Source organism: Vibrio sp. 10N.247.311.47 (assembly GCF_041467535.1).
GTDB lineage: Bacteria > Pseudomonadota > Gammaproteobacteria > Enterobacterales > Vibrionaceae > Vibrio > Vibrio crassostreae_C.
Genome location: NZ_JBFSUR010000044.1, coordinates 1 through 19,123, shown reverse-complemented (window position 1 = coordinate 19,123; position 19,123 = coordinate 1). Strand labels below are relative to the sequence as shown.

The following is a 19,123-nucleotide window of genomic DNA, read 5'->3' as shown; positions in this document are numbered from 1 at the left end:
TAACTCTACATGGCTTTAATGAGGGCAACTTTACGCTGCCCTATCTACTTGTCGGTTTAGACTAAATGTCGGTTCAGACTAAAACCAAGCCCTCTCGATTAAATCGAGCTTTGGTCGAAGTCGTTGCCTTGATCGGTTCCAGTTTGAGAATCTGAATCAAAGCTTCCAGAGTCATCCGTGAAGTCAACACCTTGATCTTGACCACCTGAACTTGTCCAGTCGCTGCCTCCAGATTCCATACCCGCCATGTCTGGTTGCTGCTCTTGAGTAGAACCTTGCATGGTGTATTGATCATCGACCTCAACCTCAACAGAACCGCTAGCACCGTCTATTGAACTACCCAATTCGTCGTAACCTTGGAATTGGATCTCGCTAGTACCTTCATAACCTTCTGGAAGTTCAACGGATACAGGCTGCTCTAGGTTGCCACTGATTGTGAAGCTACCATCACCGTTATCCAGTGCGTTGCTCACAGTAGCGCCCTCAGGTAAGCCAGACATATCAGCGTAATCAACCGATTCGTTACCACTCACCTCATCTGGAATCGAGATAGAGATGGTATCGCCCGGCGCCGCGGTTACATCTGCTGTGCTGCCTTCAGCTTCAGCATCTTGAGCTTGGTCATCAGCTTGTTGAGCCACATCTACTTGTTGCTCTTCTGTTGCTTGAGCAGCTTGTACTTGTGGTTCATCACTTTGTACTGAATCATCTTCAACTTGGATGCTTAAGCTGTGACTTGATACTTCACCGCCGTCGTTAACTTCAACATTCATCGCTAAATTGCCATCGAAGTCTTCGTTCGGCCAGTAAGTCCACTCACCTTCACCAGATTGAGCAAAGAAGCCAGCATCGTTCGCGTCTGCAACATCAACAACCTGTGCAGAATCACTCACGCCCAACTCATCCACCAGCTGTGCATCCGTGATAGTTAGTGAACCATCATCAGCTAAGGTATAACCTTCGCTCGCCGCTGTTTCATCGCCACTTTGGATATCCACATTGAAGAAGCTTTCGATGCGATTTTCGCCATCGGTCGCTATAAACCCAACTTGAACATCGCCGGTGTAGTCTTCAGCAGGAGTGAATTGATAGTTACCTTGGTTATCGCTCTCAATTACGCCCTGACCTTCCATCAAGCTTACTGACTCAATGCTCAAGCTGTCGCCTTCTGCATCGCTCAGATTCGCTAACATGTCTTCATCAGTGAACGACAAGGTGGCATCCGCTGCGATTTCCGTCGTTGTGGTGCTGTTAACTTCTGGTGCTGCATTCTCTTGCGAGTCACCTTCTTTCACGACTACGCCAGTTTGCTCATCATGAAGCACGCCATCTTTATCAACTACGTACGCAATGTCTGCTTCGCCCGTGAAGCCTGGTGCTGGTGTGAACGTCCAAGTGCCATCGCCATTATCGACAATCTCACCTTGGCTGCGGTCGGCAAGATGAACCAGTTTCACTTCATCATCGCTGTCTGCATCCACATTCTCAGCCAAAGCAATTAGGTCGTCCGCCGTTAGGATGATGGAATCACCCGCCACAGTTTCGAAATCACCTGAATCGATACCATCATCAAACGCTTCCGGCTCATCTCCGTAATCAACCGTTGTTGCGCTTACGGTTACGAAGAACTCACCATGGAAGTCTTCAGGCGGCGTCATTTGAATGTTTGAGATATCCCAGTCGAACAGGTCGATGTATTGACCCGGCTCGGTGATCATCACGGTATTCACACCATCTGTTACCTCGAATCCAACAGGGAAACCTGTCATCACCAAGTTACTTAGTGTTTCTGAATCATCGACTAGGCCAACGTTCAGTCCCAAGTGACCCGTTTCATCTTCGCCGAAGACTAATGGACCGTCATGGTCAGTTGAAATAACCGCGCCATCTGCGACAGGACGTACGTACACAGGAACATCGAGAACCGTTTCGAACTCACCGTCACTCACGACAACTTGTAGGTCAGAAACACCCGCAAAGTCGCCTGTTGGTGTGAATGTCCAAGTACCATCACCGTTGTCTGTAACTTCTCCGCCATCTTCACCGTCTGCGGTGATAATGCGAGAAACAACAAGGTCTGCGGTATCAATGTCACCGAACAAGTTCATCAAGTCGCCAGCATCGAAGGTGAACGCGCCATCTTCGTTGGTGGTCATCATTGCGTTGCCGACGTTGAATGGTGCGTCGTTAACCGGAATGACATCCACATTCAGCGAGCCATCAACCACTTCTTCACCGTCAGTAGCTTGATAACCGAGTTCTACTAAGCCATTAAAGTCTTGAGTAGTCACTAAGTGATACATGCCGTCTGGTTGCTGAGTTAAGGTCGCATTCGCTGGTGCTCGTACTGTGATGCTCTCAATGCTGATCTCGTCGCCATCAAGGTCTGTCACTTGATCCGCGATGTAAGCCGGGTCAATCACCATGACCACATCTTCTTCGCCTTGCATCTCAATCATTGGCGCTTCAGGTGCATCATTCACTGGCGTAACATCGATGTTGCCGTCGACTGAAATTGTCTCTTGGCCATCGCTAACGTTAAACGTCATTGGCACATCGCCATTGAAGTTTTCGTTTGGTGTAAATGACCAAGTACCATCTTCGTTATCTAGCAACTCACCCAAGCTAGGGTCGATTTGTAGACCAGAAGCCGACAGCTCGTCTGCGGTGTTATCGATGTCGGTAGCTTGAGCTAACAACATGTCTTGTGTGATAAGAATGGTGCTGTCTTCGGCTGTGGTTAGTTTCACATCCTCCGACTCAGGTCCATCGTTCACAGCCAGAACTTCGATTCCTGCCGTTGTTGTAGCAGTCGCACCGTCATCATCGGTCACGACCACATCTAGGCTGATATCACCATTAAAGTTCTCGTTTGGCGTGAAGGTCACAGACCCGTTATCGTTTTGAACCAAGGTGCCGTCAGAGCCTGTGTAAGTCACACTTTCAAGCGACACTTCACCATCAACGTCAGAGCTATTAGCAATTAACTGCTCAGGGCTGATTGTGATGGTGCCATCTTCGTTCATTTGGTAAGACGTAGAACCCGCTACTGGCGCATCGTTAACATCCGTTACCGTCACACCAATATTCGCATCGACTGTCTCAGTGCCATCAGTCACTGTGAAGCCAAGGTTTACATCGCCATTGAAGTTCTCGTTCGGAGCAAAGCTATAAGTGCCGTCACCGTTGTCAGTGAACACACCCTCTGCACCCGTGTAAGACACATCCGAGATAGACAAGTCATCGCCGTCAATGTCTGCAGCGCCTGCTAGTAGGTCTGCATCCGTGAAGATTAGCGTTCCATCTTCCTCAACGGTAAAGTTTTGGTCTTCTGCTGTTGGTAGGTCATTGACTGGGTTAACGGTTAGGTCGACGCCAGCTTGAACAGTTTCAAGGCCATCTGACACATCGAAGCTCAAATCAATGTCACCGTTGAAATCAGCATCCGGCATGATAGTAAATGAACCATCTTCGTTCGCTGTTACAGTCGCATTGTCACCTGCAGATAGGTTGCTTGCGGTCAGTGCATCACCATCAACATCGGATGCGTTAGCCAGCAACTGCTCTTGAGATAGCGTAATTGAACCATCTTCATCAACCGAGTAAGCCACATTTCCGGCCACTGGGGCGTCATTAACAGCAATAACTTCAATACCAGCGGTGGTTTGAGCCGTCGCACCGTCGTCATCAATAACCGTCACATCAAGGTTGATGTCGCCGTTAAAGTTTTCGTTTGGTGCGAACGTTACCGAACCATCTTCATTTTGAACCAAGATACCGTCTGCACCTGAGTAGCTCACGCTATCAAGTGACACTTCACCATCAACGTCAGAGCTATTAGCAATCAACTGCTCAGGGCTCAATGTGATGGTGCCATCTTCGTTCATTTGGTAAGACGTTGCGCCTGCCACTGGTGCATCGTTAACGTCTGTTACCGTTACGTCAATGTTAGCATCGACCGTCTCTGTACCGTCAGATACTGAGAAGTCTAGGCTTACGTCACCGTTGAAGTTCTCGTTCGGTGCAAAGGTGTAGGTTCCATCGCCATTGTCGGTAAACACACCCTCTGCGCCAGTGTAAGACACGTCGGCAACTGAAAGCTCATCACCATCAATATCAGAAGCACCTGCTAGCAGTTGCTCGTCCGTAAAGGTAAGCGAACCGTCTTCTTCAATGGTGTAAGCGACATCTTCTACAACTGCGATGTCATTCACTGGATTCACAGTAAGGTCAGCCGTTGCAACAACCGTTTCAGTACCATCAGAAAGGTCGAAGCTTAGGTCAATATCGCCATTAAAGTCAGCATCCGGGGTAATGGTAAATGAACCATCATCGTTTGCCGTAACGGTCGCGTTATCACCGGCGGTTAGGTTGGCAGCGGTAAGATCATCGCCGTCCACATCCGATGCTTGAGCAAGCAGCTGCTCTTGGCTTAGTGTGATTGAACCATCTTCATCCACTGAGTAAGCCAAGTCACCTGACACTGGCGCGTCGTTAACCGCGATAACTTCAATACCCGCAGTGGTTTCAGCCGTTGCACCCTCTTCATCAGCAACGGTGACATCTAGGCTGACATTGCCGTTGAAGTTTTCATTTGGTGCGAAGCTGTAAGTACCATCACCATTGTCAGTAAAGATACCGTCTGCGCCTGAGTAGGAAACGTCGCTAACGGATACATCACCTTCAATGTCTGAGCTGTTCGCAAGAAGCTGTGCTTCAGAGATGGTAATCACGTTATCTTCGTCAACGCTGTAGGTCGTTGAACCTGCAACTGGCAAGTCATTAACGGCAATGACGTCGATACCTGCGGTTGTTTCAGCGGTTGCGCCATCTTCATCCATAACAGAGACATCAAGACTGATGTCACCGTTAAAGTTTTCGTTTGGAGCAAAGGTGTAAGTACCATCACCATTATCAGTGAATACACCATCAGTGCCGCTGTAGCTTACATCGCTGACAAACACTTCCCCTTCAACATCCGAGCTATTCGCTAGAAGTTGTGCATCGCTTAGGGTGATACTGCCGTCTTCTTCAACACTGTAAGTCGTAGAACCCGCTACCGGTACGTCGTTGATTGGAACCACTTGAACATCAATATTCGCCGATACAACATCTGTACCATCACTCACATCGTAAGTTAGGTCGACATTACCGTTGAAGTTCTCGTTTGGAGCAAAGGTATAAGTACCGTCGCCGTTATCCGTGAACACACCGTCTGTACCTTCGTAGTTAACCGACTCGACAGAAAGGTCATCGCCATCAATATCCGTTGCACCAGCCAATAGCTGTTCATCGGTAAAGGTCAGCGAACCATCTTCATTAATGGTGTAGTCGTGGTCGTAAATTACAGAAAGGTCGTTAACTGCTGTTACGGTCACGTCTAGTTCCGCTGGAGTAACCCCACCGTTGCCATCGTCTACGTTGTAGCTAATCGAGAATTCACCATTGAAGTTCTCTTCCGGTGTAATGGTGTAAGTACCATCACCATTGTCAGTGATAAGAGCGTTCTCAATGGAAACATCTCCAACACTTGGTTCGTTACCACCCGTTTCACCAGAATCATCACCTTCCTCGCCGGTTAGCAATTCAGAGATATCAATGCCGTTTTCATTCGCGAGCGCTTCTTCTGCCGTTGGTAAATCAAACGCATTCTCGCTGCCTACATCTTGGCTTGGAACAATAACGCCGTTCACGATATCAAATACATGCCAGTGGTCACCCGATGGGCTTTCAGATAAATCAGGGCTAAAGGTTTCAACCAATGTATCGCCAACAAATACCTGAACCTGTACATCTTCAACACCATCTACATCCCAACTTCTGCTGGTGTAGTTGTGTACTGAATAGTGCATGTCAGCATCTTGATAATTTGGAATAGTGATGGTTTCAGGACCACCGCCATTCGTGTCATCTACATCTTGCTGAACGACATTACCTTCACCCAAATCATGGCTCATGTCGCGATAGTAAATATGGTCTAGCTCACTGCCATTCTCTGTATCGTAGAGCCATAGGTGGTTGTCCATATCACGTGGACTGTCACCCCATGTGACCACGATACGCATATCTGTTTCTTCAAGTACTTCGGATATAGCGGTTACGCCACCGTTGGTATCTTCGCCTGCTGGAACCAGGAAGCTGCTAGTAATAGAGCCTTCTTGTTCAATAGTGACGGTACCTTGGTCAACAACAGGACCGCTCACAGAGTAGTTGCCGGATTGATCCGTCTCCGCCGTGTAAGAATGACCTGCGTTGTCGGTTAGCGTAACATCCGCACCTGCGATTGGATTACCAGTTTCAGCATCCAACACAGTACCGGTTACGGTTGTTTCATCGCCCTGCTCTCCAATAATTGCGGTCATGTCATCGTCTTCGATGTCAGTCGCGAATTGTAGGAGCTCTTCTTGAGTAATGGTGTATGAACCATCTTCTTCAATGGTTATCGCCACATCAGCAGAAACAATCGGCGCGTCGTTAACTGGGTCAACGGTTAAGCCTAAGTTAGCGGCAATTGGAGTGTCGCCATCGCTGATGCTGTAGGCAACATCGATGTAGCCATTGAAGTTTTCGCTTGGAGTGATTGAGAACGTGCCATCGCCATTATCGACAATCGTTGCATCGTCACCCACTAAGGTTAAGTCGGAAGCGACAAGGTCATCGCCCTCAATATCAGCGGCATTCGCAAGTAGCTGTTCCTGCGTGATAGTGATGACGTTGTCTTCATCAACGTTCGCGTAAACATCAGATGTCGTTGGCAAGTCATTGACTGGGTTTACCGTCAGATCGGCGTTCGCCACAATCGACTCGGTGCCGTCCGAAATATCAAAGCTTAGGTCGATATCGCCATTGAAGTTCGCATCTGGCGTTACCGTAAAGGTGCCATCACCATTATCAACAACGGTTGCATTATCGCCTGCGCTTAAGTTGCTTGCGGTCAGATCATCGCCATCCACATCAGATGCTTGAGACAGCAACTGCTCTTGAGTCAGAGTAATCGAACCATCTTCATCAATGCTGTATGCCAAGTCACCCGATACTGGTGGATCATTAATTGGAAGAACATCAATACTTGCGCTGGTGGCTACTGTCGCACCGTCTTCATCTGTCACCACTACATCGAGGCTAACATCGCCATCGAAGTTTGCGTTCGGTGCAAAGCTGAATGTGCCGTTGCCGTTGTCAGTAAAGATACCGTCAGCGCCTGTGTAAGTAACACTATCAATCGCCACTTCACCTTCAATATCAGAAGAGTTCGCCAACAGTTGCTCTGCACTGATGGTGATAACTTCATCTTCGTTGACTGAGTAGCTGGTTGAGCCTGCGATTGGCGGATCGTTCACCTCAAGTACGGTGATTCCCGCGGTGGTCGCTTCTGTTGCCCCTTCTTCATCGGTAACAACAACCGCTAAGCTCACATCACCATTGAAGTTCTCGTTTGGCGAGAAGGTGTAAGTGCCGTCACCGTTGTCTTCGAACACACCGTCACTGCCAGTGTAAGTCACGCTATCAATCGCAACCTCACCTTCAATATCTGAAGAGTTGGCTAATAGCTGTTCGTTACTGATCGTGATTGAGTTGTCTTCATGCACAGTGTAAGACGTGCTACCCGCCACTGGTGGATCGTTCTCAGGCGTCACGCTCACATCAATGTTGGCTTGAACCGTATCCGTGCCATCTGACACATCAAAGCTGAAGTTCACATCACCATTGAAGTTCTCGTTTGGCGCAAAGCTGTAGCTTCCGTCACCATTGTCGGTAAGCACACCATCAGCACCAGTGTATGTCACACCTTCGACTGTTAGGTCGTCACCTTCAACATCCGTTGCACCCGTTAACAGGTCTGCGTCAGTGAAGTTAAGAACCCCATCTTCACCAATAGTGAATGCTTGATCTTGTGGCTCTGGCGCATCATTGACAGGTGTTACCGTCAAGTCTAGGCCAGCAGCGACCATGTCCTCTCCATCGGTGACATCGTAACTAAATTCGATATTACCGTTGAAGTCTTCACTCGGTGTAATGGTGAAACTGCCATCGTCGTTCATTTGAACGGTCGCATTTTCATCATTGGTGGTTAGGTTGATTGCTGATAGGTCATCACCATCAATGTCGACAGCGTGCTCTAGCAACTGCTCTTGAGTTAGCGTGATGCTGTTATCTTCGGCTGTAACGGCACTAATATCACCGTCAACTTCTGGAGCATCGTTCGCAGGTGAGATGTGAATCGTCACGTCTTGCGTAGCTGTTGCGGTTGTACCGGTATCAACATCTGTTGATGTTGCATTCACAGTTAGAACCACATCACCATTGAAGTCACCTGAAGGGATAAACTCTAGCCCTTCTAGCTCGCCTGGTTGCAATGACCAAGTGCCATCACCGTTATCGGTACCTGCAGAAAGCGAGCTGCCTTCTGGCACGTCTTCAATCAAGATAGCAAGGTTTTCTGAGCCATCGGTATCTGTTAGAGCTGCATCAATATCAAGTGGTACAGGTGTGTCTTCAGTACCAATGATTTGGTAATCCGCGTCAGACACTGTGATTTCGATGTTGTCGATACCAAACGCCTCGTCATCGACGCTTTGATTCAGGGTTGAACCGAAGCCAAGTTCAAGTTGGCCGTCTTCTACTGGTACCGTTAGGTTGATTTGATGTGCTTGGTCATTCCAACCACTGAAGCCCTCACCTTGCGATACGCCGTGAACCACTTCGCCGACTTCATTTCCTTCTGAATCGTAAAGCGTTGTTGTGCCATCTTGAGTACGGAACGCAGAATTATCTAACGAAGTAAGCTCTTCGCCACCAACAAAGATTTGGAACGACTCACCATCCCAAGAGTCAATTTCGTAGAAGCTAAACGAGATATTAACTTCGCTCACATCACTTGGAATGTCGTAAGTTTTGCTGACGGCTTCATCACCGCCCGTTCCACCAATACGACCTAGCATGTCACCCGACTCGAAGCCTTGAGAGCTTTCTGTGCCTGTATTCCAACCGTTTGAGCCAGACTCGAAGTTGTCTGAAGCAATCACTAGGTCAGAAGCAATCGACAGCTCTGGCATATCAACCACAGATTGAACATCAATCGTCGCTTCTGCTGGTACTGTCGCTGTACCGTCATTCACGTCGAACGTCACATTCACATTGCCGTCGAAGTTTTCATTCGGTGCGAATGTGTAAGTACCGTCGCCGTTATCAACCAAAGTACCGCTATCTGAAGCCACATTTTCAATCGATAGGTTATCGCCATCAATGTCGCCCGCATTTTGCAGAAGTTGCTCTTCTGTGAAGGTAAAGCTGGTGTCTTCTTGAGTCACAAACTGTGGCTCACCGACAGTTGGCAGGTCATTAACTGGGTTAACCGTTAGGTCAGCCGTTGCTTGAAGCGTCGCATCGCCATCGGTAATGTCGAAGTTCAAATCAATGTCGCCATTGAAGTTAGCATCTGGCGTGATAGTGAAACTACCATCATCGTTTGCTGTAACTGTCGCATCACCACCAACGGTTAGGTTAGCCGCTGTTAAGTCATCGCCATCAACATCACTCGCTTGAGCAAGTAATTGCTCTTGGCTCAAGGTAATTGAGCCATCTTCGTCCACGCTGTACGCCAAGTCGCCCGATACCGGAGCATCGTTAACAGGCAGAACATCAATGCTTGCGTTGGTCGCTACGGTTGCGCCTTCTTCATCAGTAACGACAACATCAAGGCTTACGTCGCCATCGAAGTTAGCGTTAGGTGCGAAGCTGAATGTTCCGTCACCATTGTTGGTAAAGATACCGTCTGAACCTGTGTAGTTAACGCTATCAATCGCCACTTCACCTTCGATATCAGAAGCGTTTGCCAACAGTTGCTCTGAACTGATGGTGATAACTTCGTCCTCGTTGACTGAGTAGCTGGTTGAGCCTGCGATTGGTGGATCGTTCACCTCAAGTACAGTAATACCCGCGGTGGTCGCTTCAGTTGCGCCCTCTTCATCAGTTACGACAACATCAAGGCTAACTTCGCCGTTGAAGTTTTCGTTTGGTGAGAAGGTGTAAGTACCGTCACCGTTGTCTTCAAAGACACCGTCAGCGCCAGTGTAAGTCACGCTATCGACGGCCACATCACCTTCAATGTCCGAAGAGTTAGCAAGTAACTGTTCGTCGCTGATGGTAATTGAGTTGTCTTCATGAACGGTGTAAGACGTGCTACCTGCAACCGGTGGATCGTTCTCTGGTGTCACGCTGACATCAATGTTGGCTTGAACCGTATCCGTGCCATCTGACACATCAAAACTGAAGTTTAAATCACCATTGAAGTTCTCGTTTGGCGCAAAGCTGTAGCTTCCGTCGCCATTGTCAGTAAGAACACCGTCGGCACCTGTGTAAGTCACGCCTTCAACCGATAGGTCATCCCCATCGATATCGGTAGCACCTGTTAGCAAGTCTTCATCTGTGAAATTCAAGATGCCGTCTTCGCCAATGCTGAACGTTTGATCTTGTGGTTGTGGAAGGTCATTAACTGGATTAACGGTTAGGTCAGCCGTCGCAACGAGCGTGTCTGTACCGTCGCTAATGTCGAACGTTAGGTCAATGTCACCATTGAAGTTCGCATCTGGCGTAATGGTAAAGCTGCCGTCATCGTTAGCAACAACCGTCGCGTCTCCATCAACAATCAAGTTAGAAGCAGTAAGGTCGTCTCCGTCTACATCGCTTGCTTGAGAAAGAAGCTGCTCTTGGCTCAAGGTAATCGAACCGTCTTCCTCAACACTGTATGCAAGGTCGCCTGATACTGGTACATCGTTGATTGGTAATACATCAACCGTAATAAACGTATCAACTTGAGCGCCGTCTTCATCTTGAATGGTTACATCCAATTGAACTTGGCCGTTGAAGTTTTCATTCGGAGCGAAGCTACATGTACCGTCACCATTGATTGAGAAGATACCGTCTGGGCCATCGTAGTTGATCTCAACAAGCTCAACATCACCTTCAATATCAGAAGCGTTCAACAGAACTTGAGACTCATTGAAAGTCAGTACTGAATCTTCATCGATGGTGTATGACGTAGGGCCAGCAACTGGCGGATCGTTCACCTCAAGGACAGTAATACCCGCCGTTGTTGCTTCAGTCGCTCCATCTTCATCCGTCACGACAACATCTAGGCTAACTTCGCCATTAAAGTTCTCGTTTGGCGAGAAGGTGTATGTACCGTCACCGTTGATTTCCAGAACACCGTCGCTACCACTGTAAGTCACGTTATCAATTGCGACTTCGCCTTCGATATCCGAAGAGTTCGCTAGCAGTTGTTCGTTGCTGATTGTAATAGAGTTGTCTTCATGAACCGTGTAAGACGTACTACCCGCAACCGGAGGATCATTCTCTGGCGTCACGCTCACATCAATGTTAGCGGTTACCGTATCGGTTCCATCTGATACATTGAACGAGAAGTTCACATCGCCATTGAAGTTTTCATTCGGCGCGAAACTGTAGGTGCCATCGCCATTATCGGTTAGGACACCATCTGCGCCAGTGTAAGTTACACCTTCAACACTTAGGTCGTCCCCTTCAATGTCCGTTGCACCTGTTAATAGGTCTTGGTCATTGAACGTTAACACGCCATCTTCGCCGACTGTGAATGCGTGGTCTTGTGCTTCTGGACCGTCATTTACTGGTGAAACTGTTAACTCAAGGTTGGTAGAGACAACATCATCACCATCAGACACATCAAACGTAAAGCTAACATCGCCATTGAAATCAGCATCTGGCGTTAATGTGTACGTACCATCACCGTTATCGGTAATCGTAACGCTCTCATCATCGGTTGCTAAATTCAGAGCCGTCAACTGATCGCCATCTAAATCACGCGCATTAGCCAATAAGTCTTCTTGCGTAATGATGATTGAACCATCTTCTTCAACCGTTGCAGAAACCGGAAGTGCTTCAGGTGCGTGCTCAATGTGCGCGCCTGTCGCGTTAATGTAGATGGTTTGAGATACCGTTTCAGAATCATCATTCGATAACTCTGTCGCAGTTGCGGTTACATGAACTTCAAGCTGCTCATTGAAGTCTTCTGGTAACTGGATTTGTAACGCATTTTCGATAGCCGTTGTTGGTAAGTTCACCGTACCATCAGGGCCAACCGTTACTTCACCGCTGTAGATTTGGCTGTTCACTTCACCGACATCGATTGTGAAGTTGAAGTCAGAATAGTCAGCATCACCGCCGCCATACAAATCTTCAAATCCGTAAACCAGCTCGCCGTCTTCATTAACCGTAGTACGAGTATGTTCGATACCATCTTGGTTTAGCTGAGAGCTTGAACCACCATGGAAGATCGCGTCACCATTTTGGCCTTGAATCACTGTCTCGGTTCCATCAGCAGCCACAAAGACAAGTTGAGGATCAACCGTATCCATGTTCGCAGGCGAACCATCCTCAGCACGGAACTCGTACTGACCGTCTTGCATCGCATCAAAGTCGTTGTGCTGATGTCCGTTTGGAATTAAGAACAGGTTAAAGCTTTCACCTTCCTCGACTTGGAAGCTGAATTGATCTTGCCCTGGAACAAGGTCGCCGCCACCACCAACTTGTGATGCGTTTTCGTAAACAACTTCAACACCTGTGATGTTGCCGTTTTCGTCTACTTTGTAGTAACCCGCAGCGTTTTGGTAGCCAGCCGTCTCACCTTCAAACGTTACTGTGATTTCAGTGTCGTTGTAACTAGTGATACCGTTCTCTTGGTCATTCAGAACGCCTTCGTTATCGTATTGAATAACCGAACCTTCTGGCACACCATCTACTGTAACAGTGAGTGTTTCAGACAAGTCTTGGTCGACAAGTGCCGCAGCAATGTTCAGTTCAACAATACCGCCTGGCTCAACCAAAATCGCCTGGTCGTCGACGTTAACACCATCACCATCCGTGATAACTAAGTCAGGCGCATCAGCAACTGCTTCAACGTGAACATTAATGTCTTGTTCAACTTCATCCGTACCGTCTGTCACAGTAAAGCTGAACTGCAGATCACCACTGAAGTGCTCTTCAGGAACGAAGCTGAACGTGCCATCGCCGTTGTCGGTTACTGTGCCTTCATCACGAGAGTAATTGATGCTGGTAACGCTTAGGTCGTCGCCATCAATATCAATTGCAGCACTCAATAGATCTTCTTGAGTGAACAGGATGCTGCCATCCTCTTCGATGTGGTACATTCCTGGAGCAACAATTGGAATGTCATTCACCGGATTAACGGTCAATGTCATATCATTAGACGTGCTCAGCTCACCGTCGCTCACCTCATAAGTGAATGCAATATCGCCATTGAAGTTCTCTGAAGGTGTCACTGTGTACGTGCCATCACCATTGTCTACAATGCTGGCATTTGGATCGTTAGTTTCAAGCGCGCTTGCAAACAACTCATCGCCATCTTGGTCGCTCGCGTTCTCCAACAACATTTCTTGTGTAACGAGGATTGAACCATCTTCGTCGACATCTGCCACCATTGGCGTCGCTTCTGGCGCATCGTTGACGAACTCAACTTTTAGGTCGATGTTTGCGGCAACCACATCAGTGCCATCGCTCACATCAAACGCTAAGTCAACGTTACCGAAGAAGCCCTGCTCTGGTGTTAATGTGTATGTTCCATCGCCATTGTCTGTGACTTCTACCGTGTCGCTTGCACTCGTCACATTCACAACTGACAGTTCGTCGCCTTCAATGTCTGTCGCTTGTGCTAATAGTTCAGCTTCGGTAATGGTAATCGCTTGACCGTCTTCCGTAGTGAAAGACATGTCAGGCACGTCTGGAGCATCGTTGATAGGGTTTACGGTTAGGTTGAGGTCAGCCGCAACAGTTTCGATCGCGTCAGTGACATCATAAGTAAACTCAATCTCACCAAAGAAATCTGCACTTGGTGTAATAGTGAAGCTACCGTCTGGGTTTTCTACAACAACCGCATTTGGATCGTTGGTCGCTAAGTTAACGGCTTCAAGGTTGTCGCCATCGACATCCGTCGCATTCGCTAACAGATCCTCTTGAGTGATAGTGATTGAACCATCTTCATCAACAGCGGCTTCAATTGGACCACCAACCTCTGGGCCTTCATTGACAATTTCAACGTCAACTCTTGCTGTACTTGGTGCGCTTGCTTGGCCATCACTGATATCGAAAGTCAGATTCACTTCACCGTAGAAGTCTTCTGCAGGTTCGAAGGTAAAGGTATTATCACCGTTATCCGTTAACGTACCTTGCGTTTGGTCTGCAAGTAATAGGTTTTCGACATGAAGAATGTCGCCATCAACATCGGTAGCACCAGACAATAGGTCTTTCGCTTCGATGATCATGGAGCCGTTTTCAAGCATTTGGGTGTGCAATGGTTCACCCGGAACCGGCACATCATTGACTGGTACGACCGTTAGGTCTAGATGCGTTGCAACTTCATCAGTTCCATCAAACACCTTGTAGTCGATGTCGATTTCACCATTGAAGTTTTCATTCGGCATGAAGGTAAACGTACCATCGCCGTTATCAACTAGCTCACCGTTATCACCACCGTAAGTGATGTCAGAAATAGACAGCGTATCGCCTTCCACATCTGTGGTGTTCGCTAGCAAGTCATCTGCACTGAACGTGATACCTTCATCTTCATCTGTCGATAGAACAATCGGGCCAGAAACGATTGGCGCATCATTTACTGATTCGAAATTGATATTGATGATATTGCTGTCTGTCAGCTCACCATCGGTAACTTGGTAACCAAGTTCGATTTCACCATGGAAGTTTTCATCCGGTGTTACCGTCCAAGTGCCATCACCATTATCGGTGAGTGTTGCATGCTCTGAGTTTTCACCCACTAGCTCTAGATTTTCAATATCAAGGTCGTCGCCATCAATATCAGATGCTTGCGCCAGTAGTTGCTCTTCGGTAATCACAACCGAAGCAAACTGGGCAGAACCATCGGTATCGACAGTAATATTCGGAAGATCAGCCGTTAACTCGATTTCGTTGTCACCCGCATGGATATTCAACTCAACCGTTTCAGTAATCTCTGAACCATCTACACCAATCGATGTAAACACCGCTTCATCATGACAAGTTTGTGACACTGTCATGTTTTGAACGACGTAAGTACCATTACCTTGCACGGTACCAAGCTCAAAGTAGGACACTGGTTGATCAACCGTTAGCGTGTAATCTGTCTCGAAAGTACCACGGTCTTCTTTGTGGTAAGTCATCGAGTCAATTAGGTCGCCATCCTCATTGAACGCTTTGATTTCTACTTCTGTAAAGTGACGAGACTCTTCCATGAACCAGCCACCCAAACCATCTAGGTGGAAACTGATTTCATTGATGTCTTGACCTTCAACTGAAACCGTCAGTTTCTCATCACCACTTAAGCCTTGGCGGTCAGTATCACCGATACCATGACCAATGTGGGTGTTGCCATTCCAGGCACCAAGAGGGTCATCGTTACTTTGAACAGTTACCGTTAAGTCACCATCTGAGAACTCACGCGTATAAGGGTCAACTTCTGTACCCCAATCATCCACACTCGCGTTATCGTCAAACGTACCGATTTGTGTGGTGTGTGTACCTTCAGCAAGAGCATCTTCACTTGGAACAAAGCGCACTTCGGTATCTGCAGGAACTTCTTGTCCTACTTCCAGTACCACCCATTCGTCATTCACATTTGCTTCAATGATGCCGTTTTCTGGCGCTTGGTCTAAACGTAGTGCTGGTTCTTCACGAAGTGTCACACCAACTGTTTGGTCTTCTTGCGCTTGGATGAAGATTTCATCGCCCGCTTCTGGCGCATCGTTGACAGGGTTAACCGTCAAGTCGAGTGTCGTCAGAACTTCATTCTCACCATCACTGATGCTGTATGTGAAGTCCAACTCGCCATTGAAGTTTTCTGTGTGCGTAATAGTGAATGAACCATCTTCATTAGTAACAATTGTCGCATCTGGATCGTTGGTTTGTAGGTTAGATGCCGTTAACTCATCACCTTCAACATCGGTCGCATTAGCGAGTAACTGCTCTTGAGTAATGGTGATTGAATTATCTTCATCGACTTCAGCCTGAATGCCCGAAGTTTCAGGTCCGTCATTCACAGCGATAACATCGATGCCAGCGGTTGTGGTTGCGGTTGCACCGTCTTCGTCAACGACAACAACGTCTAGTGAAATATCACCATCGAAGTTTTCATTTGGCGTAAAGGTGTAAGTACCATTGCCATTATCAACAAATGAGCCGTCATCACCGAAGTACGATACTCCAGACAGTGAAACATCGCCTTCTACATCGGAAGAGTTTGCCAATAGTTGCTCATCACTGATCGTGATTTGGCCATCTTCTTGGACTGTGTAAGATGTCGAGCCCGCTACCGGTGGATCATTCTCAGGCGTTACGCTGACATCAATAACAGCTGATGTTGAATCAGTACCGTCAGAGACATCGAATGAGAATTGAACATCACCATTGAAGTTCTCGTTTGGAGCAAAGCTATATGTGCCGTCGCCATTATCGCTAAGAACACCATCTGCACCTGTGTAGAGTACGTTTTCAATCGACAGTTCATCACCATCAATATCCGACGCACCTACAAGCAGGTCAGCATCGGTGAAGAGTAACGTACCGTCTTCTTCAATCGTGAACTGTTGATCTTGCGCTTGTGGCAAGTCATTAACCGGATTCACGGTAATGTCTAGGCCAACTTGAACTGAACCACCATCGTTATCGATGATATCGAAGTTCAGATCTAGGTCACCGTTGTAATCTGCGTTCGGTGTGATGGTGTAGCTGCCATCATCATTGTGTTGGATGGTCGCATTTTCATCAGTAGATAGATTGATAGCTTCTAAGTTATCGCTATCGATATCACCTGCTCTTGCTAGCAATTGCTCTTGGCTTAGCGTGATGGAGCTATCTTCATTGATGGTGTAAGCCAAATCGCCCGATACTGGCGCATCATTGATTGGCAATACATCAACGTTAATGTGTGTTTCAACCGTTGCGCCATCTTCATCTTGAATGGTCACACCCAGTTGAACCTGACCATTGAAGTTTTCGTTGGGTGCAAAGCTGCATGTACCATCACCATTTACAGTGAAGATACCGTCAGAGCCATCGTAGTTAATGCCAACAAGTTCTACATCGCCTTCGATATCCGAAGCATTCACAAGAATCTGAGATTCACTGAACGTCAGAACCGAATCTTCGTCAATGGTGTATGACGTTGGACCCGCAACTGGTGGATCGTTCACTTCAAGAACGGTAATACCTGCTGTGGTTTCATCAATTGCACCTTCTTCATCTGCAACAATCACATCAAGGCTGATATCACCGCTGAAGTTTTCATTAGGAAGGAAGGTATAGCTGCCATCGCCGTTATCTTGGAACACACCATCAGTGCCACTGTAAGTCACAGTATCAACCGACACCGCACCTTCAATATCCGAAGAGTTAGCTAGCAACTGTTCATCAGAAATTGTGATGGCATTGTCTTCATTGACCATGTATGAGGTTGAACCCGCAACTGGCGGATCGTTCTCAGGAGTCACACTCACATCAATGTTAGCGCTAACGGTTTCTGTGCCATCAGACACATCGAAACTGAAGTTCACATCGCCATTGAAGTTTTCATTTGGCGCAAAGGTATAAGTACCATCACCGTGGTCGGTCAGTACGCCATCACCACCTGTATAGCTAATACCTTCAACGGTTAAGTCGTCGCCATCAATATCGGTGGCACCGGTAAGTAAGTCGGCGTCTGTAAATTGAAGCGTACCGTCTTCTGCGATACTGAATTGTTGGTCTTGAGGAACCGGCAAGTCATTAACTGGGTTAACAGTAAGATCGGCGGTTGCTTGAACCGTGTCAGTACCGTCAGTGATGTTGAATTGAATATCAATGTCACCGTTGAAGTTTTCATCTGGCGTAATCGTGAAACTGCCGTCATCGTTAGCTACAACCGTCGCATCACCACCAACTGTTAAGTCACTTGCGGTTAGATCTTCGCCTTCTACATCGGACGCTTGAGACAACAGCTGATCTTGGCTCAGTGTGATTGAACCATCTTCGTTAACGTTGTAAGCCAAATCACCAGACACTGGCGCATCATTGATTGGTAATACGTCAACATTGATGACGGTTTCCACTTCTGCACCATCTTCATCACGAATGGTGACATCAAGCTGAACTTGGCCATTAAAGTTCTCATTTGGAGCGAAGCTGCAAGTGCCGTCACCATTTACTGAGAAGATGCCCTCAGGGCCATCGTAGCTAATACCAACAAGATCAACATCCCCTTCTACATCTGAGGCGTTAAGCAACACTTGAGACTCACTGAAGGTAAGTACTGAGTCTTCATCAATGGTGTAAGACGTAGGGCCTGCAACCGGCGGATCGTTCACTTCAAGAACATTGATGCCCGCGGTCGTTGAGTCGGTCGCACCATCTTCATCAGCAACAACCACATCCAGTGCAATTTCACCGCTGAAGTTCTCATTTGGCGAGAAGGTGTAAGTGCCGTTACCATTGATTTCGAGGACACCGTCGCTACCAGAGTAAGTCACGCTGTCTATCGATACATCACCTTCAATATCTGAAGATGTTGCCAATAGTTGTGCATCAGAAATGGTAATCGAATTATCTTCATTCACCGTGTAGGACGTTGAGCCCGCAACAGGCGGATCGTTCTCAGGAGTCACGCTAACATCAATGTTTGCAGACACGGTATCGGTACCGTCTGACACATCGAAGCTAAAGCTCACATCACCATTGAAGTTTTCGTTTGGAGCAAAGCTATATGATCCCTCACCCAAGTCAGTCAGTACGCCATCAGTGCCTTCATAAGTGATGCCCTCAACCGTCAGGTTATCACCTTCAACGTCTGTCGCGCCTGTAAGCAGATCCGCGTCTGTGAACTGTAAAGTACCGTCTTCTGCAATACTGAACTGTTGATCTTGAGGTACTGGTAGGTCGTTTACTGGGTTAACCGTTAGGTCAGCCGATGCTTGAACGGTATTGGTGCCATCAGAGATATCGAAACTGATATCGATGTCACCGTTGAAGTTCTCATCTGGCGTAATCGTGAAACTGCCGTCATCATTAGCAACGACTGTTGCATCACCGTCAACCGTTAGGCTGCTAG

1 protein-coding gene is annotated in these 19,123 nt (G+C 47.5%); it reads right to left on the bottom strand.

From position 1 onward, the window contains the following. Positions 1 to 98 precede the first annotated feature (98 nt). On the bottom strand, positions 99 to 19,123 hold a 19,025-nt coding region (locus tag AB6E51_RS21640; protein WP_372140171.1), incomplete at its 5' end, for a tandem-95 repeat protein.